The sequence below is a fragment of the Methanomassiliicoccales archaeon genome (assembly GCA_029907465.1).
GTDB lineage: Archaea > Thermoplasmatota > Thermoplasmata > Methanomassiliicoccales > JACIVX01 > JACIVX01.
In genome coordinates, this window is record JARYLV010000005.1 from 99105 (window position 1) to 120977 (window position 21873).

Below are 21873 nucleotides of genomic sequence, written 5' to 3' on the forward strand. Positions count from 1 at the left end.
TTGACCTGCACAAAAGCTTATCGTGAGAGCATCACTTCATGGTAGAGATCATGCAAAAAAGTTTCAAGACGCGTGGATTAAAAATCACACCGAAAAATTTGGAAAAGGAACTGATTGAAAAAGCGAGGAAACTCGCTGACAGTCCTTCAATCCTCTTTCCTCGATGCACCTCAAAATGCAGGAAATGTTCATTTGAAAAAATACTAAACAAAATAGAAAAGATTTCTGAGTTCAGGGACGACACGGAGCGCTTGATTTCTTTTGCAAGTTGGGGAGACCAACTTGTTCGAAGCTACGCGGCAACGATATCGCTCAAGAATGCGACAAAGATTCCTTATCTCGCTTTTGTCGATCTGCCGATTGGAAAGATCTCTTATGCCGTCCGAGGGAAGGTTGACAAAGAGAAACTGATCGGCGTGCAATATTTCGATGATCCCGAATTGAGATTATTGGCCTTCTGGGATATCGCGAGAAAAGACAATCTGTATCTCTATTCGTCTGCGAGCGGTTTCTTTTGCTCTTCGGACTCGCCAAAGGTGCCGATGGAATATGTTAGAGATTCGCTGCAATCGGCACCATATAAACTCGATGATCACGGCAAATGTCCTCATGGGTCAGCGAGAATGAAACTTGAGATTCTGTGGAAATCAGCAGGGCTTACCATATCAATATGCATGGAATGTCTCGGTGAGGAGAACCTCTTACATCACCTTATGAAGGGCATTGCTGGAAGGGATCCGGCATCGGACTTTGATGTGGGTATTAGCTATGAATTCGAATGCCTGTCATCGTGTCAGGTCTGCAGGATTAAGAGCAGCATCGAGAAAGGAGATGTCTTGTACAACGACTATCTCAACGGTAAAATCGGAGATCGCGAATTCTTTGAGAGATATTTGAAAGAGATCGTCATGCGTATCCAGAACCGAGGCGATCCAACTCTGGTGATCGGCGAGAAATGCTTTGGATCGGATATTGACACATTTGTTTCGCATTTGAGGGGGACTGATGCGGAAAAAGAAGCGCTCAAGGGCCTGCTCCTCAAAGAAAAGATTTCTGTTATCTCGACCAGCGATCAAGCGGGAAAGATCATTGGTGAACTGTGGGATCAGTACGGAAAATTGCTTCTCGAACAGGTTGCTTCACCAGCTGTAATAGACTCGATACTCAATCGTGGATCCGAACTGAGTCCCGCCCAGATGATTAACGAAGCGAAGAGGCTGGAACTTGCCAATCAAGTTCACGCTCTTTTGCCCTCATACTCATCCCTCGGCAACATCGGCCGATTGGCCGATAGACTTGCGAGGATCGTGAAGACACAGGATAGAGAGTACCTGGTGAAGATCATCGAAAAAGAGAGACAACTTGACCATCGGGCGCGCGCTGTGACTTATGCCTTTTTGTGCGTCACGAATATGGCTGACCAGAAATCATGGCAATATACCAATGAGGAAAAAAACTTTGGAACTTACCTAGCAGATTTCGCAAAAGAGCTTGTCACAAGTGAAGGGGAAGGGTATCATGAAGCTCTCGCGCGATTAATAGCGGCGACCGGTTCAATTGAAGAACTTGTACGGGAAGAAAGGAAATAAAAGAGAGGAAACCATGATTTATTCGAGGACGCGTATGTCCACAACGACGTGAATTGTCGATGGTCCATACGATTTCACCTCTCGGATACTGAGGATCTCATACCTCCGCCCATGCATCGCATCGTCGATGCGACGCATTGGTTGCTCGGGGAAAAGATTGATCGGACAAGTTTCATGATAATGGATTATTCCGCTGGGTTTTATTAGTTCCAGTGCCTTGGGAAGGTAATGGTGTGTCGTACCGACATACCCCATGATAATTCTATCTGCGATGCCTTTACCCGGCAAATTACGATTATCACCGAGGAACGCCGTAACCTTCGAGTCGACGTGATTGAGACGAATATTTTCTTCCAGGTAACGATAAGAGAGGGGATTAATTTCACAGGCGACGATCTTCTTTGCCTTTGTATAAACTGCAATGGGTAAAGTAAAATAACCGATGCCGGCAAACATGTCGATGACGGTTTCTCCATCACATTCAAGTTCACTCATCCGCTTCCGCTCATTGATGTTGCCGGAGGAAAACATGATCCTGGCGACATCGAATTTATATTTGATTCCATTCTCGATGTGCACAGTCTCCGTCTCATCACCAAGAATCACCTTAAGATTCGGTTCCCTGTATGGCCCCGTGATAATACCGATCTCCCGGCAAACAGCTTTTGCACGCAAAACTCTTGCATAAACCTCTGCGATCTGCGCCTCGTATTTGTCAAGCTCAGGAGGTAACCTCAGGATGAGGACATCCCCGAGTTTCTCCCATTTGTCTGGCAATCGTGACTTGAGACTATCTGGGATATCAACGCGGTCTCTTATTTCTTCGTAAGGGGATCTGTAAAAAGTGCGCGGATGGCTTTTCCCCTCAACGAGTACCAAATCAAGTTCCCTGATCGTCGCCGCGTCTAAATTCTCCTTCAGAGGAATGAGTATACTGTCCCGCTCTTCCAGGATCGCGAGGTCCTTTCTCACGATGTCTCGTGCGAAAAGGGCTCGTCTCACCGCTTCAGCTCTGTGTTTTTCGACTTTCGCCAGCAACATTTCGGAGTTTTCAAAATCGACCTCATATTTCTTTTTTCCGGATCATAGGATCATTTTCGTATGAATGTGCGCAAGAGCTGCGGCGAAAATTTGAGGAGAGAAGGCGCGGCCTTTAGAACAGATGGGGCGAGCAGGCTCGGAAAATCGATGTCCCCTTCAGAAAGAACTTCGGTGACTTCTTCCCTATTAAAAATCGACCCTATCTCATCGAGTTTCTTGTCGTCAAGCTGAGTAAAGACCTTGCGGATACGATAGCTCCGATCTAGTTCACGGCCGATCTTTCGCTTCCAAGCCCTCTGGTATGTTGAGGTCAAACGCTGAGAGAAGTCCCCTTCACCAAAACAGCGTGAGACCGTCTCTGCCGCGCACCAGGCGGCAACGCACCCCGTGTACAATCCACCGCCACTCAGCGGCTTGGCTTGGCCAGCTGCATCGCCCACGATCATCAATCGATCGGCATACGTTTTAGACAAAGTGCCGATAGGGATAACTCCAGAACTCGTTCTGATCCTCCTGCGTTGGTCGAGACCCAGCTGCTTTAGAAGTCGCCTAAGATAATCCGCTGGTGCACCAAATTGCTCTGAAATACAAAGGCCCAACCTCGTGAATGAACCGCAGGGGATCATCCATGCAAAGAACCCGGGCGCTACCTTTTCGCCAAGGTACACTTCCACAGCATCCTGATCATTCATCTCGTACTCGATGTCAACTTGAATCCCTTTCACCCTCTCTAAAGGTCTTCCGAGGCCCCCGATCTCAGAAACGTGGGACCTATACCCGTCAGCACCGACTAGGAGCTTGGTCGAAATGACTTGTCGCTCCCCGTTAACCTCAATAGCCAGTTTGAGCTTATCTCCCACATTCCGGAAATCGATGAATTTTGAGCAGAAAGAAAATGATGCACCAACAGAAACGGCTCTTTCATAACAAATCTGGTCGAACCGCCTCCTATCGACCACGAAAGCCTTTGTACCCTTTCCTCTCACCTCCAGAACTAAACCGCTTGGAAAATGAAAGTGTGCCGCAGAGAATTTATTGAGAATTGAATCTCTCGTGCCAGTCATTTCAACTACTCGGGGAGTGATCAGTCCAGCACATTGAACGGGAAGACCGATCTGCTCATGCTCTTCGATCACCAGAGATTTTAGACTAGACCCAACACGTGAGGCAATCTCACAGCCAACCGGCCCTCCGCCAACGATGACGAGATCGTAATCCACGAACGGTCATGAAGTCCACAGATATATCTTCTTTTTGTGCCAGCGATGGACCATGAAGTGTTAGACTTGTGACACCAGTCATGATATGTCTTTGTCATTACTCAATTTCGGCGGGATTGCAACCGCAGGGAAGATAATGGCAATTCTTCTCCTACGAATCGACTTTTTGTCTTTTTTGCACTCTATAAAGGTGTTTAACTGTCTCCAAAGTATCCGCTTCTTCTGGGGACTTGTCACTGCGGATTGACTTGATCCTCGCGAATCTCAATGCAACGCCTGATCGATACCTCGGACTCTTTTGAATCTCGTCAAATGCAACTTCGACCACAATCTCTGGTCTAACGAAAACTGTGGTCGAAGTCTCTTTAACTTTGATCGATAAGAGTTTATTCGTCATCCATTCAAATTCATCATCTGTCAAACCCTTGAACGTTTTTCCAACGATTTCGAATTCGCTCCCGGAAACAGCAGCGAGATAATAGTCGCTGAGCCATCCCTCCCTTCTCCCATACCCCCAATCTGCAGCGACCACAACGAGGTCCAGCGTCATGCTCTTCTTGATCTTCAGCCAGTGACGCCCCCTCTTGCCAATGACATATGGACTGGATAGACTTTTCGCGATCAGACCTTCATGCCCCTCAGAAAGGGAACGTTCGAAAAAGTTATTCGCTTCATCACGATCGTCAGTCACGATTCTTGGTGCAATGAACTCTGATGGCACTACCTCCTGCAGAATGCGCCAGCGTTCGATGTATGGCTTATCAAGGAGGGGTTGCCCGTCAAGATAGAGAATATCAAAGAGGAAGAGTCTGACCGGCACCTCTCTCATAATCTCATCAATTTGATGACTGCGCATCAAACGGCGCATCAACTCCTGAAAGGGAAGAGGCCGATCACGAAACCCGATGACCTCGCCTTCGAGTATGAGAGACTGTGTGGGGATTGAGCGGACAATCATTTCGATGACGTCGGGAAAGCTATTTGTCAGATCTGTGAGCCGGCGGCTAAAAATCCTCACTGCTGTCCCGGATTTATGGATCTGTACCCTCACGCCATCGAATTTGAACTCGAAGGCGGCCTTCCCAAGCAATCTCAGAGCCTCATCTGTTGATCGGGCCATCTCCGCAAGCATAGGCTTGAGTGGCACAAACAGGTTTATGCCGAAAGATTTAACCGCATTCCTCCCCCCAGTCAATGCAGTTTCTGCAACGAGTCCGATGTCCCCTGACACCATATTAGCCAACCTGATCTCCTCAACTGGAATAGAAGATGCGAGTGCGATCGCCTCGATCATTATGCCCTCGTTGGCGCCGATCCTCATTTCACCCGAAAGACCTCTCACAACGTATTCCCTTTCTTCCTCAGTGAGCCTCGCTAACAGACCGCTGAGAAAGTCTTTCTTAAATTTCCTCGAACCACTACCCTTTGCGTCGGCGATCTTACTGATCATTGATGCGAACTCATGAATAGTCAAATTCATCTCAACTGGAAGTCGCTGTTGCTGGACCATCAGTGCGTCAGTGATCGTGGAATATCCTACGCGGAGAGCTCTTGACTCAGATTCTGGTAAGGGCCTGCCCAACAAGAAAAGGACTGCTGGCTTAATCTCCCCCGCCTCTAGACCCCTAAGGAAAGCTGAGAGAAGTTCAATCTTCTTCTTCCTGCTTCTTGTCGATTCGATATGCTTGCACAGCAATACCAACGATGCAATAGACGTTGGCACGGATGATAGATAACGCGTCACCTTATTCAATATTCGTGTCTCGCTGATGCTTGCCAATCCATTATTATCAACAGAGAACCAACACTGAGGATCAACGACCGCTGACTTTTTCCCAATCCTTGAGGAAACGTTCGATGCCAACATCTGTCAAAGGGTGCCTGAACATTTTCTTGAGGACATCATACGGTACCGTTGCGATATGAGCACCCATCATCGCCGCTTCGATCACATGACCAGGATGTCTAACGCTCGCGACAATTACTTCTGACTCAAAATCATAATTATCAAGGATATCCAGGATCTGCCCAACAAGTTCCATTCCATTGTGGCCGACGTCATCAAGGCGACCAACAAACGGCGATATATATTTCGCTCCCGCCTTGGCAGCGAACAACGCCTGGGCCGGAGAAAACACGAGTGTCATATTGACCCTGATGCCCTCCTCCGACAATCTTTTCGTCGCCTTCAATCCTTCCTCAGTCATCGGAATTTTCACCACGATGTTCTTATGAATGGAAGCGAGAGATCGTGCCTCGTTGATCATCTCGTCTGTGGTGAGACTAATCGCTTCGACACTGATCGGCCCATCGACAATATCACATATCTGCTTGATCAGCGACTTAAAATCAGTCTTTTCTTTTGCAACCAATGTAGGGTTCGTTGTCACACCATCGAGAATACCCCAGCTAGCGACCTCTTTAATCTGTTCGATATTCGCACTGTCGATGAAGATCTTCATTTTCTCTTCCTCCTCATGACATCAACTGCCGCTCTGACAATCTCGTCACTCGTGAGGCCGTATTTAACCATTAACTCTTCGCTCTCCCCCGATTCCCCGAACGTATCAGGAATCCCAACCCTTTTCATCGGCACCGGGTAATTCTCGCAGAGGCATGCCGCAACAGCACTTCCCAAACCTGAAAGAATGTTGTGTTCTTCCGCCGTAACAATCGCTCCTGTCTTCCGAGCGCACCTGATTATCGTTTCCTCGTCGAGCGGCTTGATTGTGCTCATATTGATGACCGATGCAGATATCCCTAGCTTCTTGAGCTCCTCCGCGGCATCGAGAGCGACTGCAACCATCTGGCCAGTAGCGATCACCGCGACATCATCGCCTGGAAGCATCTCCGTCGACTTTCCGATCGAGAAGGGGGTTTCTGGCGTTGTCACAACAGGAAAATCAACTCGACCTAGCCTCACATAACAAGGACCTGGCCAATCGACAACAGCCTTGATCGCTTTGTAAGTCTCTGGCGCGTCAGCTGGAACTACGACAGTCATGTTCGGCAAAGTGCGCATTAGCGCAATATCTTCCGCTGTTTGATGAGAAGCACCGTCCCCACCGACAGTGATCCCAGCATGTGTCGCAACAATCTTGACGTTGAATTTCGTATAGGCGATCGATTGCCTGATCTGGTCCCAGCACCGACCAGTCGCAAAAACTGCAAACGATGACGCGAAGACAATCTTGCCGCTAGCCGCCAGCCCTGCCGCGGTCCCCATCATATTCTGTTCCGCAATGCCACAATTGAAAAACCGGTTGGGGAATTTCTTAGCAAAATCTGCGGTCCTCGTTGATGTGGAAAGATCCGCGTCAAGAACGACGACGTCGGGTCGCATCTCTCCTATTTCGACGAGTGCCCGGCCATACTCTTTCCGCTGGCTGGCGAGCGGTCTCTTCATATCTCCTCCCCCAGCTCTCTTAATCCACGCCTTAGTTCTTCCTCATTTGGCGCCTTGCCATGGAAGCTTATCGAATTTTCCATGAACGAGACTCCTTTCCCCTTGATCGTGTGTGCGATGATCACTGTGGGTCTACCCTTAATCGTTTTGGCTTCCTCGCAGGCATTCCAGATCTCTCTCATGTCATGACCATTGATCTCGATAACGTGCCAACCAAAACTCGCCCATTTCTCTGCTAACGGTTCAATTGACATGACGGATTCAGTTGGGCCGTCGATCTGTAGACCATTCCTATCAACAAAAACGGTGATGTTATCGATCTTGTAGTGTGCCCCAAACATGGCGGCCTCCCATATCTGGCCGCTCTCTATCTCCCCGTCGCCGCAAAGGCAGTAAATACGGTAATGACCTCCATTCAGCTTTGCAGCAAGTGCCATTCCATTGGCGACACTGAGTCCCTGCCCTAATGAGCCGGTGGACATCTCAACCCCCGGCGTTTTCCCCCTGGACGGATGGCCTTGCAGTCGACTCCCCAGCTTTCTCAGGGTAAGTAGCTCGCTGACCGGGAAATAGCCGCTTTCGGCCAATGCAGCATAGTATGCGGGAGCGGCGTGGCCCTTTGACAGCACAAAACGATCGCGGCCTTCCCAATCAGGCTGGTGCGGTCTATGATTGAGGATTTTAAAATAAAGTGCAGAGAGTATGTCGGCACTTGAGAGCGATCCGCCCGGATGTCCTGATCCAGCTGCAAATGTCATGCGGAGCACGTGTCTTCGAATAAGGTTTGCTTTTTGCTCAAGATAACGCACGTCTTCATCGCTCAAAGTGGCCAAATTCGAGCACCTCGGGAAGGGGATTGGAGAATAGCATGACTCCGATTAAAAAGCTTTTGCGCTTTTCTAATCGCTATTTTGACGCATTTTCTGCAGATATAATTTTTAATGGATCAGTGGAATACCAAGATGATGATGAAGGGAGTATTTAGAATACCCTGCGGCTCAAACTCAGTTCTTGCAAGAATTGTTGACAAGATTAACGATGATCAGGAGGTTTTGGCACTATGGAAGGCCTCTAACATAATGGCAATTGATAGAATGGGCTATAATGATCATGGGCCGACGCATGTTAAGATTGTCGCATCCATTGCACTCAAGATGCTACGTCTCCTGATTGAAAGCGGAGAAAAGCCTAGCGTGGTGGAAGACCATGGGATGAGAAATGAGGATGCGGAAGTCGTCGTCGTTCTCGCATCAGCACTTCATGATATTGGACATGCGATCCATCGAATGGCACATGAAGACTTTTCACTCATACTAGCGCCACCGATAATCCGAAGAATTCTCTCTGACTTCTATTCAGAACCACTGTTGACGCTTCTTGTGGCAGAAATCATGCATGCGATGATCTCACATCACGATGAATTCACACCTTTAACTTTGGAGGCAGGTGTCGTCAGGGTCGCTGATGCACTGGACATGGAGAAAGGAAGGGCAAGGATTCCTTTTAAAGCGGGAAGCGTCAATATCCATTCCGTCTCGGCTCTCGCAATCGATAAAGTCTCCGTATTGAAGGGCAAAGAGAGACCGATTAGAATCGAGATCAGAATGAACAATTCCGCCGGAATCTTTCAGATCGATGAGTTACTTCGTGACAAAATCGAAAAATCAGGCATCAGAGATAAACTATCCATCGTCGTCGAACTCCCTGATCAGGAAATGAAGATTCTTGAAAGTCTCAAGCTCTAATCGCTTTCAATCCTTGGCGCAAGCAGATAACTGACTTCGCCCTTCCCATCAGCAATTTTGAACTCGAGTTTTACAGGAAAATCATTGCCCAGGCTGATCTTTATTGTCGTACCTGAGGGGATTGCTCTTACCATATTCGAGAAGTAGTCAAGCGGGAAAAGACTTCGGACTTTCTCCTTGCATTCAAGCGAAACCAGAAGATCCTTGGAGAGCCTGAGGCTTACAGAATCCGTATCACCCTCTGAAAACATCTCAAATCCGTCAGGCGAAGCAGTCAAAGCGATGTAATCAGAAATATTCTCCGCCGCTTTGATCCCTTTTTGGAGCTCATCGGAAGTCACAACAACTACTGCGGGCAGGTTGAGATTTGGAACCTTGGGGTCAGACATACCCGTTGTATCTACCAAGTTCATTCTCCTTGTGATGTTTCCCACATTGATGACAAGTCTATTATGATTCTCGTCCTGTTCGATCTCAAGGATTTCTCCTGCCTTCGCGAGTCTTAGAACTTCTTTGATCTTATCAAGATCAATCCCGAGCTCAGTATCGTCCGCCTTATATTCTTCAAACGCACCCTTCTGAAGCAATAGGTTAACCATAGCAACGTGCGCGGGATCGACCGCTTTCAGACTGAGCCTATCCGGCGCAATGTTGAACTTCGCTTCATCCACAAGCGTCGAAACGACATCGACAATGCTCTTGAGAATCTCTGACTTCACTTTCGCATGAAGCATGAGTTCCCCCCATTGTTCGGTAAGCGTTTATAGAGTAATAAACCTTACTTAGAGGTTATTGACTGGAATTAGTATTCTCTCCAAGAATAACCACATTCCGTGCAGCGATAAATACGGGTCTCGGGCTCATCGGCCGCTCTCGTCTGTCTCAAAACCCAAAAAGCTTCGTCGTGTCCGCACTTAGGACACTCCACCTTTGTTTTCGGAAGCGTTGGGGCGTTTGAATCAATCACTACCAGTTCCTTTTCTCGAATCCTCGTGGTGAAAGTTTGTCTTTCACCGTTCATTTTCTGTTCTTTGCCACATTTACTGCACTTGAATACGCCGTTCTTAGGAAACATCAATGATCTACATTCCGGACAGAACATCGTTCAATCGCCAAGTGCGGTGGAAAAAGATTTTCATATAAATATTCTTCTACGAAATTTCACTGCATCTATTGATCATTGTAAGTCACAGATTTTTGGTGCTTCCAACGCTCCAAATGAAATTGGTACCACAAAACCAATTCACGTTCAATTCTCCCTGATTTCCATGAAGCCATAGGACTGCTCTGTTGCAGACGATATTCATGAAATCGATATTCACGAAATAGACCGACCTGGATATTTTTGACTTAAGAGCTCAATTACATGAATTCCCAATCGCTTGATTTTGAATCAATTCCCTCTGGTGCAACAGATTTGCTCACGCGTTTCTTCATCAGTGCTCTATTGATCAAACCCTCTGGCAAACCGGCTGACTTCTTTACCTTTTTCTCAACCACCCGCTGTTTCTTAGCCATTAGATGCGCCCTTTTATCAATAAGCTTCGCTTCCCTCGGCGACATCGACTGAGGCAATTCCCTTGATTCGATGATCCTATGAGCAGACCTAAGTGGCGGAAGTTCCTCGTCACCGTATTCGACGCTTGCTCCAACCGCCTGGAGCTCATCAAAGCTCATCCCGTCATATCCTTGCCGTCTCGGGTTAAGAGAAAAATTCGACCAGGAGGATCGAGGGGAGACGGTTTCGTGCGGGAATTCACTTCCCTCCACGACGACCGTTGTTCGGTGGCCACCGTGTTGGGAAATGTATTCCATTTCCCTCCTGGTCTGATCAGCGATAACTCCTCCAATATAAGCAAAGGCGATCGTCATCAGATAACCGTCAAGCCTGAACGAGATTGTGGATTGTAGCAACGACACAAAGTTGTGAAGGTATAGCGAAGCGAAATTCATATACGAATCAAGAATCGGAATGTTTGAGGCCATTGCATTTAGAATTGCCCCTGGGGTGATATTGATCCCGCCGATCGTGGTCGGGATCCAGCCGACATCAACGGCAGCAGTGATCGCAAATATGACGACAAGTGGAATAATAGCTGCAACAACACCTTTCCACGGGCTTCCAGCTCGCCTGCCTCCGACATAGCCAGCAATCATCTGGCCGATGATCGGAAGCCACCAGAGAAGAAACGATAAAATGAAGATATACTTAACAGCACTCCAGAAACTGTAGACGACACGTGAACTCCTGAATCGCTTTGTCTCTTCGCCGCTATCCACCTCAGCAACTTTATATACGCTACGGTGGACAGTATGATTTGCTTTCTGATCAACCATAGGATCTTTCTTTCTAAAGAGCACCCCAATCCCTTCGGTCGGACATGCGTCAGACAAGAATTCTAATGTTGTTTAACGTATATATTTTTTTTGGGGTTTCCTGTAAGATTTTATCCACATCTAAAGGGCGCACCTCATGAAAACTAAAATTCGTAATTGCAACTCGATGAGAGAGTGGGTCGACAATTCGTCAGACATCACCGCGGAATATAGTACCACATGCCGTGTTCCTGTAGGGCGCGTCTCGTGCTTTCAAAGGTCACTTTGTCACGCTTCGCCTGGTATTTTAGTATCTCATCCATTGACCATCCGAGATAGTCCGCTAACCGCGCGAGTCTGTTGTACGGAAAAGCTTGTTTTCCTAAAAGTATCTGTCTGATGCTCCATCCCGGATGTACCCTTGAGCGGTATCCGAGTTCTCTTCCTAGTTTATTGATGCTACCCGCTTTATCAATCCCATATTTTATCAGTTTAACCCTGAAATCGGATTCCAGCCAGATCCGTTCAGTTCTCAAATCCTTTTTTCCTAGATATGTACCTGCACCTAGGACGGGATTGGACACAGTCTTAATAGCCGAATTCGAATTATTAATTTTTTCTCCGTCTATTGACACCGGGTTTCCTTCGTATCATTCAGAGTATGACCTTCCTATCTAAGTCAGCTGGAATGGGGCGTCATTTTTTTGGAAGACGCCGCTAAAGAGTAATAGGCAACGACGATAGTAACTCAGATGAATTCCCTCTAGAATGTTCCAGTAGTGACGATATTCGAAAACAATACATATGGAAAATTTCGAACTTATTTTATTACAGCATAGTTGTTCGCAAATTGTGCCCTCCATCGATTTGTTCCTAAAGTATGTAAACCCTGCAATCCAATTTGTACCAAAAAATGCTTATATGTATGCTTTAGTTGGCGGTTTAGTGGAATGATGTTCAGAAAAACGGTGACTATTGAAACGAGAGGCGAAGAAGATCTGATCGACATCACCGATCACATAAAGAGTGCGATCAGGGAATCCGGAGTCTCTGACGGACTCGCCTGTGTTTTCGTCCCTCACTCGACAGCGGCATTGCTGACGATTGAAAATGAGCCAGGATTGAGAAATGACATCAGGAAAGCGCTCGAGCGCATTGCGCCGAAGAATTCTAATTATGATCACAATAGGGCCTGGGGGGACGATAATGGACATTCTCACATCCGATCGTCGTTTCTTGGAACCTCTCTAACCATCCCTTTTTCGGGAGGATCTCCCGATCTGGGGACATGGCAACAGGTCGTTCTCATGGAACTGGACATTCGAAAGAGAAGCAGAAAAGTAATCATTCAGATTATGGGAGAGTAATAAAAGTATATCGGAGCTGTCGGACATGATGATTAAATTTCTGGGCGGGGCGGACATCGTCGGAAGAATGGGTATATTCCTCCGACACAAAGATGCAAACTTACTTCTTGAATACGGCATGAGACCTTCAAAACCACCTCAATATCCAATGCCGAGTCCTCCAGTTGACTATGTTTTCCTTTCCCACTGCCATCTAGATCACAGCGGTATGGTTCCTTGGTTATGCAAAAGGTACGACACGGAAGTTGTTGCGACCTCTTCGACAATGACGATAACGAGGGTTCTGCTTGAAGATGCGCTCAAGGTTGCAGATGCAGAAGGATATCCCAGACCATTTGAGAGTACAGACATCAAGACAGCCCTGAGAAATTTTACGACGATGGAATTCGGAGAAACTGTAGACGTAGCTGGATTTGAAGTGGAGATGCACAGTGCTGGCCACGTGCCTGGTGCGGCGATGTACGAGTTGAGAGGTGACGATGTGACGCTATTTACCGGTGATATCAATACCAGAAACACTCAACTCGTTTGGGGGGCGCACCCCGTGAAATGCGACAACCTCATCATCGAGGCCACATACGCGGGCAGAACTCATCCAAACAGGGCAAAGACTGAAAAAAGGCTTCTCGAAAAGATCGGAGAGGTTGTGGACCGAGGTGGCAAGGTCATCATTCCATGCTTTGCCGTCGGAAGAACTCAAGAGGTTATGCTCATTTTGAGAAATGAGAAATACGATATGTGGGTAGACGGCATGGGGAGAACCGTCACCCGTCTTTATCTGGACCAACCTGAATATCTGCGCTCAGAAAAGAATCTGAGGGTCGCAAAAGGTAGATTTAAAGAGGTGAGGACGCCAGCTGGACGCGAGCGTGCAAAGAAGGGCGAAGTCATCGTGACAACTGGTGGGATGCTTGATGGCGGGCCTGTGATGGAATACCTCAAAGACATCAAAGACGATAGGAAAAGTGCGATTCTTTTAACTGGCTATCAGGTCGAGGGGTCGAACGGGAGACAGCTCCTCGACACAGGTATGATCGATATTTACGGGGTAAAGGAAAAGATCAAATGTGAGGTGGAAGCATTTGACCTGTCAGCACACTCAGATCATAACGAATTGATCGCGTTCATTCGGGCCTGCTCACCAAAGAATGTCGTGCTCTGTCACAGCGAGAACAGAGAAGTCCTCGCAAAGGAATTGGAAGGAGAATTCAACGTTTATCTGCCGAAACCAGGGGAAGAATTCGAACTAGGATAATTTCCGTTTAGGCCAGAGCACGTGCAAATCCATCGTCGATGACTTAAACAATCGTGATTTTGATTTGTACACTTTTTTTGAACCGCGACATTTTTTGTTTCAATTTTTGCAATAGCCCAAAGCCGTGACTCTTATCGAGCTGTTTAAAATATAAAGAAGCTCGAAACTCCATTTTCATCAACCTCCTCATGATATATAGCCACCTCCTTCTCAAACTAAAAAAACAAACTTGAATGGACTTACTTTTGCGGCCAGAAAAAAAGTATTGATAAAGAGTCTCTTGAACAAAAAACACTCCGCTAGGATGGATTTCTGAGGACGTCCTAGATTGTTTTGCTGATTTAGATTCAAAAAAATATTAAAATCAAAACGCGTATTTATCAACATAAATAGAATATATGTCCAAGTTTGAATATGGTTTCAAGAGAGCTTGTTTCGAAGTAGTTGCTGGGTGGGTCGCGTTCATTGTTTTATCTTCCTTAGTTAATGTAGGACTGTTTTCTGCTTCTTTTGTTTCGTTATTTCATGTGATGAGTGCGTTTTATACTGTGTTATTGGTTTTTGCCATGCCTTATTGGGCGACAAAATACATTATTGGGTGGCTTTTTGGTGTGGTGATAATGTACAGTCAGGGACTGGTGAGTGTGTTCGAATTGATAATTTATCTGGTGCCTTCATTTTTTATTGGCATAAGATTTGTTAAAGAGATTATATAGAATCATTCTCGTTATTTTGCTTTTACATTGTATGGCTTGGTTTGTTATGGTGGTCGTTTTCTTTGTGGTGTGTATGGAGTATAGAAAAACAAGACAATAAGCCTTTGAAAGTAACGACTTGTTATTACACGTTGTTTGGATAGCTGTGAAATGTCCGGCTTGTGGCAGTGAGGTTTAAACAAGCCCCTTAAATCATAGAAGTTTAGGTTATATGATTTGAAGCGTCATCAGTGTGGGCATTGCAAGACAAAATTCAACAATTGCGGTAGCCCAAAATCAAAATTCACAATACTTAAAAAAGACAAATGAGCAGCGCGATTTATAGTCTTATCCTTTGTTCAGCCTACTCATTTTTCCATTCCATGAACTCGTCAACTTCCAGTGCTTGTTTGCTGTTTTTTGTTTTTATTTCTCCATAATAATGCAAATCCGATTTCCATCTTTCCCAAAGCCAAAGAGGCATTCACAACCAATCCGCCGATCAGGATTGTCCTATAATAATCGATGGTGGATCCTAATAGCAACTCCGAAATGATTTTTGTTCTGATGGAAAGAAATCCAGATTTACTAGTCCGATCCGGATTCTCAGCGAAATCTTCCAATCTTGAAGAGCCAGTTCCGTTGTGCGGTAAGTATTTTTGATAAGCAATCTAAATGGCAGAAAGAATTGGCCTCGGCTTTTGTTTAATCCTGTAATTTTAGCCATACTGGGAGCGGCCATATAGAAATGATGTTAATTGATACAGTATGTCGAATCTAGCCAGATAATGAATAGATTTATATTAGAAAATATCTATCATAACTTGGATGAATGAGATCACTGACTATCTCAAGGAGGATGTGGGTTTTGGGGATATCACGAGTGACATCCTCCTCAATGATGAAGTAGGAAATGCAAAGATCGTCGCGAACGAGGAAGGTGTTCTTGCGGGTCTTGAAGAGGCGATCGAGATCTTCGAAAGGCTCGGCGTCAACACATTTCCGATGGCGAGAGACGGGGAGAGAATCACGAAAGGAGAAGACGTCCTCGTTCTGGAAGGGCCTTTGAAAAAAATTCTGCTTGGTGAAAGACTCGCGCTCAATTTCCTTATGAAAATGAGTGGCATTGCAACTGCCACAAATAATATTCTGAAGGAGTGTAGAAAGTTTAACCCAAATGTCAAGATCGCTGCGACCAGGAAGACTACCCCTGGGTTCAGAAAATACGAGAAGAAGGCGGTCATCATCGGCGGTGGAGATCCTCATCGTTATCGGCTCGACGATGCGATTCTCATCAAAGATAACCATCTGAGGGTCGTTGGGAGTATCACCGAGGCTGTTTCGAAGGCGAAAAGTGTTTCTTTCACAAAGAAAATTGAAGTCGAAGTCGAAACGATCGAACAGGCGGTAGAGGCGGCAAAGGCTGGCGCAGATATCATCATGTTCGATAATATGTCAGTGGAACAAGTCGAAGTCGCGTCTCTTGCGGTGAAGAAACTCAATGATCGAATTCTTGTTGAGGTCTCAGGGGGATTGACCCCTGAGACAGCGCCAAAATATGCCAGACATGCGGATATCCTTTCCCTGGGATGGATCACACATTCGTCGAAGGCGATCCACTTCAGCCTCGAGATCACGAGTGTCAAGGCGCCCGAAACTGCCTAGACAACGACCTTCGTCTTGTGATATCTCAATCCGATTTCTTCGGAGGAGGCACCGAGTGCGAGTGCCAGAAATTCAGAAAAATAGAGGACTGGCATACCTCGTTTTTGCCTGAGATCAAACTGGACAAAACAAAAGGGGCATGGCGTCAGGATACAATTTGCACCCGCTGTTGCGAATTCATCGATCAACTCATCAAGCACCTTTGAAGACAGTACTTCATTGACATTGGACACACCTCCGCCGCAGCAATTTGGCCAATCCTCTTCTGCGACGACCTCAGCACCCAAGGAACTGGCAATTTCGCTGAGTGCCCGCGTATAATAACTCTGATCATATGAGGTCAATTTAGTGGGGCGAACAAGATGACACCCAGGATGAATTGCGACTCGCATTCCCGTGCCTCGTTTAACCACGAGTTCATCAAGCGCCGTTCTTCTTTTTGCGATCAGATCTACGAGATGAATGATTTCTGTCTTACCCGTATACCTCCTACCGATCCCGGCGAGCACCTCGTTGACGCGGTCTCTTATTTTTTGCGACTTGAGTGCGTGCTTTGCTTCCTTGAGGGACATTAGGCACCCGTTGCACAAAGTAAGGATGTCCCGATCATTTTCTTCAGCAATAGAAAGTAACCTCGCGGCCGCGACTAACCAAGTATCAACGGCGAGCGACCTTAGTCCGATCGGCTCGACACAACAAGTCGCACCGGGCAGCGGCTCATAATGAACCTTCATTTTGTCCAGTACAAAAATGGAAGACCGTTCCAGAAATGGGAGTCTCGTCGGGATAAGACATCCACGGAAGAGATAAAAGGTGCGGCTCAAAGACCTAGCCTCCCCAATCGAGTCCTATTGACAATAAACTTGACCTCATCCATCGTTTTCTGATCGATATCAATATCGTCGAGCTTCATTTCACTTCTCATTTTCTTTGTTAAACCTGTTTTTGGAAATGAGAGACCTGTCCTTATGAATAGTCTCGCCTCCTCCAAATAATGCTTTGGAATATGCCCTCTCTCAGAAGCAAGATTCCGTACCAAAGTGACGATGAACGAGGGATTAACATCTAGCTGACATCTTTCCGTACAACTCTGACACATCATACAGGACCATATGGCATCCTCTTTTTCAACGTTGATCGCCCCAAGCATCACACGCTCGATTATTTCTCTTATCCGAATGCCACCGTGCGACAGGCTCGGGCAGACGGCGGAACATTGCCCACACTGGTGACATTCCCATAGAGTGAGATCGGACCAAACCTCTCTGATCGCCGTTAGAAGCATGGGGTCAAAAACAGACTTTTTCACGGATGGTGCTGATATTTCCACTCGCTTATTACTCTTTTCTTCAGAAGGGATCAAAAAAGCAGAGATTAGGACCCGCAACTATCAAAAACAAATGAGTATTATACCAAGATATCATGGATATCGAAAAAGAGCGATGTCAATTCTGCGGTAGGCAGGCGAAGCATTTTCTTTTCGCAGCATTTGTTTGTGATAGTGAAGATTGTATTGAAAAAGCGAGAATTGAGAGGGGCGGGCCCGGGGGCCATATGAAAAGGAAAAAGGATAGTAGAATTGAATTAGAGGGGGTTGACAAAGAATAGAGAGGCGTTTCTGAGGGTGTTGCTATCATCTGCGATAATTTTTACAATTAGGCGCTAAAGTATTAAGGTAAGAATCGTCTCTTGGGAACAGGTGTCAAATTGACAGACGATATAAAATTCTGCCCATATTGCGGAGAAAGAATGCATTCCGCAGCTAACTACTGCCCGAAATGTGGGGCACAACTGCCGGTTCAGGAAAGTCAACCGGCTGGACAAGCGCAATATCAACCGCAATACCAGCAACAGTACCAAGTGCCGTACCAACAAGGTTATCCAACACAATATCCTCGAAAAACGAGGCCAGAAGGAGCGATCGTACTTTCGATGATCGCAGGCGTCTTCATCATGATCAATGGACTGATTGTTGCGATCCTTGGCGCTTTCATGACATTCATGTTCGTTCCAGCAGGAATTATCGTGTTGATCGCTGGGTTGATCCTCGGATTGATCGTCCTGATAGCTGCAATAAAATTGAGCCAGCGTCCACAGGAACACATTACTTGGGGAGTCATCATCCTCGTTTTCTCGCTGGTGAGCATCGTCATCGGTGGAGGCTTCATCATCGGAATGATCCTTGGCTTCATCGGCGGACTGCTCGCGATCGTCTGGAATGCATAAACTCTTTTCCTTTCATATTTCCTTTTCTTCGTTCTCTTCGAAAAGATCCTTCCTCGCCTTCTTCGCCTTTTTCGCAATGTTCCTCGTCGAAACCATGTGGGTGTGAAGGCCGAGGATCTTGTCCTTGACTCCGAATGAGAGGCCAATCAGCTGGTTGAGGTGGAGTACAGGGATTTCGAATCTTGTTTTCAACCGCTTTTGCCCCTGGTCAAGCTGCAAATGACAAAAGGGGCAGATGTCGATGATACATTCTGCGCCTGCTTCCTTGATGAAATTGAGTTTCCGATGGAGAATGGCCAGTGATAAATCTTCATTCCCACTCCAGACACCACCACCAGCACCGCAACAACTCAGTTTTTCTGGAAAATCCACGCTCTCGCAACCCAGACATTCAACGATCCTCTCGAGGATCTCCGGTCTTTCAGGATTCTCACCACCGTGAGCCGAGGGCTTCAGATAATGGCATCCATAGTGAATTGCAACCTTCAAATCGAGCTCGACCCTTACCGCATCTTTGAGCTGCGGCAGACTTTCTTTGATGAGATCAACGAAATGGACCACCCTTGTGGCCCCTAAGTATCTCATATCGACGGTAGCGAGGAACCTGTTGACTCTCTCTATGTACTCAGGATGTGCTTTAAGGAATCTGTCCGCGGCACCGAGCGTTCCATAGCAACCGTTGCATATTGTTAGGAGTGGGGTCCCCTTCGCTTCAGCAGTGGCAATGTTTCTCGCAGCAATGACAAGCCACGAATCAAAATCATAGCTCCTGATAACACCAGGGGCTGGGCAACAAGTGTATGGGTCTTCAACAAGCTCAATTCCCAATTCCTTGAAAACTATAGAGGTCGCTTTCTCAATCGAAGGATACAGATTCTTCGCGATGCACCCGGGAAAGAGTGAATATCTCACTTCTGGGCCTCCCTGGTTATATTGATGATCTCGATCGATTCCATTAATCGCCGAAATTTGGATAGCGCTTCTTCGTTGTGGGCAACATCCGCTGGCTCTTTCTGGAGCCCGAGTAGGGACCTTATTTTTGAGATCTCGGGCGTCAATGGGAATCCATTAGATGTGTCATATATGGCTTTGATAGCAGTGAGATGAATCCTTGGAAAATTCCCCCGCCTTGCGGCAAGGTTTCTCAGGAAAATTATCGCGTCCGTCACCTTGACGCCCTTGGGACATCTTTCCTGACATGTATAACATGTAGTGCAGCTCCAAAGCTCGTTCAAATCGAGGACATCCATTCCGGACTTGGCCATATAGATGATCATTCGCGTCCTCAGGTTTGATTCAAAGCCTGCTGGGCACGAGGCCGAGCACTTCCCACATTGCATGCATTTCCTCAGATCAAAATTTCTTATGATGGTTGGAAGGTCAAGCGCCATTTACATTCCCCTCCAGGGCCTTTGCAATTATTTCGACGAGATCAAAGACTTGCAGTCCCCCTTGTTCCTCAAGGTTGAGCTCGCAGAATGGGCAAGCAGATACGACAAAGTCAACTCTGAGTTCTTCCGCTTGCTTCAATCTTTTCTTACTCAGCTCTGCAGCCAGATCCCTCCTTGAAGACCTCACCCCGCCGCCACCACCACAACACATCGCACGATCTCTCGATTCAGAAAACTCGACGAGTTCAATCCCTGGGATTTCCCTGAGAACAATTCTCGGATCCTCGTACACTTGCATTTTCCGGCCGAGGTGACACGGGTCGTGGTATGCGACTTTCGCCGCGAAACGTTTAAGGTGGAGCTTATCAACATTGCCCCTTAAGAATTGGGAGATATGAGTGACGCTGATGCCCGTATAATCCCTTGCAAGTGTTGAGTAGCAACCAGCACATGAAACAATGACTTTCCTCCCCCCTATGATCTCCTTGTTCTTCTCAGCGAGAGAGGAGAGATCGTATCCTGTCCTCTTTAGGACACTACCGCAACAGAGAAGTCCGTCAGGGATCTCGTAGTCAACGCCGATAGCATCGAGGATCGACATGGTGCTTCGCATGAGCTGTGGCCGCCTATACGCCGCGACGCAACCAGGGAAGTACACGTATTCCGCATTTTCTCTTCCTAATGCAAAGGGGGTTCTCTCGCCGAAAACGTTCCCCGTCAGCCTCACATTTTCAAATACCTTCTTATGTGGGCTAGGATTGAGGTCACACCTGACAAAGGAGATCCTCAGCTGTTCAATGATCGAAACGAGATCATGATGAAAGTCACATTCGACTTTACACCGCTCGCAAGTGGTGCACAGATACGCATTTTCGCACGAAGTAGGAAGAAGATGTTTTGTAAAGTCCTTGCTTCGCGTAACAGGATTTAACCGCTGACCTTTTTCCCCGAAGTCCATGGGAGTGAGAGTAAAATCGATTCCAAGCGCATCGGCAACTAGTTCCTGAAAATCAAGAATTGTGATCGCTGGGGGCACATTGTTGTAGGACTCCTCATTGAAAATACATTCGAGGTGAATCCTGCATTTCGAGCAAGATGTTACTAGGATCTGTGCGCCAGTCGCAATTGCTTCATTCAGTCTCCGAACTCTAATCTCTTTCGACACACTGTTGCAATTGAACCAAGCTGATATGCCACAACAGAATGAGTTTTCTTTTGAATGATCCATTTCTTTAAAGGTCGAGATCTTTTTGAGAATTTCACGGGGTTGGTCATACTTCGAATAAAAACGCCCGAGCCTACAGGGATCGTGGAATGTCGTTATTATCGGCTTTTCAGGGATATCTTTGATCTCATTAGAAATGAACTCAGAGATATGGATCGCGTCGAGACCGTGGAGTTCTTTAAGCGAGTGATAACATTCAGCACAACCTGCAATGACAGGGCCATTGATTTCCTCACCCAGGCGGTTCCTAATCAGTTCGAAATGATCGAGTTTGCCCGCGTAATAAAGATCGTGTCCGCAGCAACCGTAAACGATCTTCGGGGACACACCAAAATGATTCAGGATTGCAACCCCCGCGTTTGCCGCTCGAACATAGGATGTCCCCCATCCGAGGAGCTCATCAAAAATCGGAAGACAGCCTGGGAAATAGTAAATCTCGTCCCTACCAGTATCGAGCCCTGGGGTCAACCATGGTTTCACCCTTCCCCTCGCCATCAGTTCCTGCGCAAGAAGGAAGACATCCCTGTGCGAGCCCCGTGACGGTGCCACATACCTGTGAAGGCGGACGATATCACCGATGTCGATGTTAACAGGACAAACGGATGAGCATTTTTTGCAGACGGTGCAATCAGTCTTCCCTGTATCAGTAGGGTTACATGGTTGAACTCGCATTAGGCTTCCTCCGTGTCTTTCAGGATTTTCTCTGCGGCTTCGACAAATTTCCCGCCTTCA

22 protein-coding genes are annotated in these 21873 nt (G+C 46.8%); 7 read left to right on the top strand and 15 right to left on the bottom strand.

Annotation, left to right across the window (positions count from 1 at the left end; all coding sequences use genetic code 11):
* Positions 1 to 50: 50 nt before the first annotated feature.
* On the top strand, positions 51 to 1589 hold the full coding sequence (locus QHH00_03480; protein ID MDH7508442.1) for a hypothetical protein: 1539 nt from the start codon (positions 51 to 53) through the stop codon (positions 1587 to 1589).
* A gap of 18 nt (positions 1590 to 1607) precedes the next feature.
* Here the strand turns inward: QHH00_03480 and QHH00_03485 are convergent, their stop codons facing one another.
* From QHH00_03485 to QHH00_03510, 6 genes are all read right to left on the bottom strand, one after another.
* Positions 1608 to 2630, bottom strand: coding sequence for a class I SAM-dependent methyltransferase family protein (locus QHH00_03485; protein MDH7508443.1), 1023 nt, complete (start codon positions 2628 to 2630; stop codon positions 1608 to 1610).
* 50 nt (positions 2631 to 2680) lie between these two features.
* Positions 2681 to 3850, bottom strand: a complete 1170-nt coding sequence (locus tag QHH00_03490) for an NAD(P)/FAD-dependent oxidoreductase (protein ID MDH7508444.1) — start codon at positions 3848 to 3850, stop codon at positions 2681 to 2683.
* A gap of 151 nt (positions 3851 to 4001) precedes the next feature.
* Complete coding sequence (locus QHH00_03495) at positions 4002 to 5594, bottom strand: ATP-dependent DNA ligase (GenBank protein MDH7508445.1); 1593 nt, start codon at positions 5592 to 5594, stop codon at positions 4002 to 4004.
* Positions 5595 to 5664: 70 nt separating this feature from the next.
* The gene (fsa, locus tag QHH00_03500; protein MDH7508446.1) at positions 5665 to 6312 is read right to left on the bottom strand and encodes a fructose-6-phosphate aldolase; all 648 of its coding nucleotides are present in this window, start codon (positions 6310 to 6312) and stop codon (positions 5665 to 5667) included.
* Positions 6309 to 7256 (bottom strand): transketolase family protein, encoded by a 948-nt coding sequence (locus QHH00_03505; GenBank protein MDH7508447.1) that lies wholly within the window; start codon positions 7254 to 7256, stop codon positions 6309 to 6311. Before QHH00_03505 ends, fsa begins: the two co-directional genes overlap by 4 nt.
* Positions 7253 to 8089: a transketolase gene (locus tag QHH00_03510; protein MDH7508448.1), complete on the bottom strand. Its 837-nt coding sequence runs from the start codon at positions 8087 to 8089 to the stop codon at positions 7253 to 7255. Before QHH00_03510 ends, QHH00_03505 begins: the two co-directional genes overlap by 4 nt.
* A gap of 135 nt (positions 8090 to 8224) precedes the next feature.
* Between QHH00_03510 and QHH00_03515 the strand changes: the two genes are divergently transcribed.
* A complete protein-coding gene (locus QHH00_03515) occupies positions 8225 to 9001 on the top strand; it encodes an HD domain-containing protein (protein MDH7508449.1) in 777 nt (258 codons plus the stop codon).
* On the opposite strand, the gene pcn is transcribed toward QHH00_03515, so the two are convergent.
* The 4 genes from pcn to QHH00_03535 all read right to left on the bottom strand — a co-directional run bounded on the left by pcn (position 8998) and on the right by QHH00_03535 (position 11901).
* On the bottom strand, positions 8998 to 9735 hold the full coding sequence (pcn, locus tag QHH00_03520) for a proliferating cell nuclear antigen (pcna) (protein ID MDH7508450.1): 738 nt from the start codon (positions 9733 to 9735) through the stop codon (positions 8998 to 9000). The two genes, QHH00_03515 and pcn, sit on opposite strands and share 4 nt — an antisense overlap.
* Before the next feature lie 68 nt (positions 9736 to 9803).
* Positions 9804 to 10103 (bottom strand): transcription factor S, encoded by a 300-nt coding sequence (locus QHH00_03525; GenBank protein ID MDH7508451.1) that lies wholly within the window; start codon positions 10101 to 10103, stop codon positions 9804 to 9806.
* 260 nt (positions 10104 to 10363) lie between these two features.
* On the bottom strand, positions 10364 to 11395 hold the full coding sequence (locus QHH00_03530) for a hypothetical protein (GenBank protein MDH7508452.1): 1032 nt from the start codon (positions 11393 to 11395) through the stop codon (positions 10364 to 10366).
* 140 nt (positions 11396 to 11535) lie between these two features.
* Complete coding sequence (locus QHH00_03535; protein MDH7508453.1) at positions 11536 to 11901, bottom strand: hypothetical protein; 366 nt, start codon at positions 11899 to 11901, stop codon at positions 11536 to 11538.
* Between the two features lie 366 nt (positions 11902 to 12267).
* Between QHH00_03535 and QHH00_03540 the strand changes: the two genes are divergently transcribed.
* From QHH00_03540 to nadC, 3 genes are all read left to right on the top strand, one after another.
* A complete protein-coding gene (locus QHH00_03540; protein ID MDH7508454.1) occupies positions 12268 to 12684 on the top strand; it encodes a secondary thiamine-phosphate synthase enzyme YjbQ in 417 nt (138 codons plus the stop codon).
* 25 nt (positions 12685 to 12709) lie between these two features.
* The gene (locus tag QHH00_03545) at positions 12710 to 13939 is read left to right on the top strand and encodes an MBL fold metallo-hydrolase (protein MDH7508455.1); all 1230 of its coding nucleotides are present in this window, start codon (positions 12710 to 12712) and stop codon (positions 13937 to 13939) included.
* Between the two features lie 1523 nt (positions 13940 to 15462).
* Complete coding sequence (gene nadC, locus QHH00_03550; protein ID MDH7508456.1) at positions 15463 to 16299, top strand: carboxylating nicotinate-nucleotide diphosphorylase; 837 nt, start codon at positions 15463 to 15465, stop codon at positions 16297 to 16299.
* Here the strand turns inward: nadC and QHH00_03555 are convergent.
* Positions 16296 to 17123: a CoB--CoM heterodisulfide reductase iron-sulfur subunit B family protein gene (locus tag QHH00_03555; GenBank protein MDH7508457.1), complete on the bottom strand. Its 828-nt coding sequence runs from the start codon at positions 17121 to 17123 to the stop codon at positions 16296 to 16298. The two genes, nadC and QHH00_03555, sit on opposite strands and share 4 nt — an antisense overlap.
* The gene (locus QHH00_03560; GenBank protein ID MDH7508458.1) at positions 17120 to 17608 is read right to left on the bottom strand and encodes a 4Fe-4S dicluster domain-containing protein; all 489 of its coding nucleotides are present in this window, start codon (positions 17606 to 17608) and stop codon (positions 17120 to 17122) included. The genes QHH00_03555 and QHH00_03560 overlap by 4 nt, the downstream gene beginning before the upstream one ends.
* Positions 17609 to 17721: 113 nt before the next feature.
* On the opposite strand from QHH00_03560, the gene QHH00_03565 reads away from it, so the two are divergent.
* Positions 17722 to 17907, top strand: a complete 186-nt coding sequence (locus tag QHH00_03565; protein MDH7508459.1) for a hypothetical protein — start codon at positions 17722 to 17724, stop codon at positions 17905 to 17907.
* A gap of 141 nt (positions 17908 to 18048) precedes the next feature.
* Complete coding sequence (locus tag QHH00_03570; protein MDH7508460.1) at positions 18049 to 18525, top strand: DUF6114 domain-containing protein; 477 nt, start codon at positions 18049 to 18051, stop codon at positions 18523 to 18525.
* A gap of 12 nt (positions 18526 to 18537) precedes the next feature.
* Here the strand turns inward: QHH00_03570 and QHH00_03575 are convergent, their stop codons facing one another.
* Genes QHH00_03575 through QHH00_03585 form a run of 3 tightly spaced genes read right to left on the bottom strand, consistent with a single transcriptional unit; the run spans position 18538 to position 21813 of the window.
* A complete protein-coding gene (locus QHH00_03575) occupies positions 18538 to 19437 on the bottom strand; it encodes a heterodisulfide reductase-related iron-sulfur binding cluster (GenBank protein ID MDH7508461.1) in 900 nt (299 codons plus the stop codon).
* Positions 19434 to 19916 (bottom strand): 4Fe-4S dicluster domain-containing protein, encoded by a 483-nt coding sequence (locus tag QHH00_03580; protein MDH7508462.1) that lies wholly within the window; start codon positions 19914 to 19916, stop codon positions 19434 to 19436. Before QHH00_03580 ends, QHH00_03575 begins: the two co-directional genes overlap by 4 nt.
* A complete protein-coding gene (locus tag QHH00_03585) occupies positions 19906 to 21813 on the bottom strand; it encodes a heterodisulfide reductase-related iron-sulfur binding cluster (GenBank protein ID MDH7508463.1) in 1908 nt (635 codons plus the stop codon). Before QHH00_03585 ends, QHH00_03580 begins: the two co-directional genes overlap by 11 nt.
* Positions 21814 to 21873: the final 60 nt, after the last annotated feature.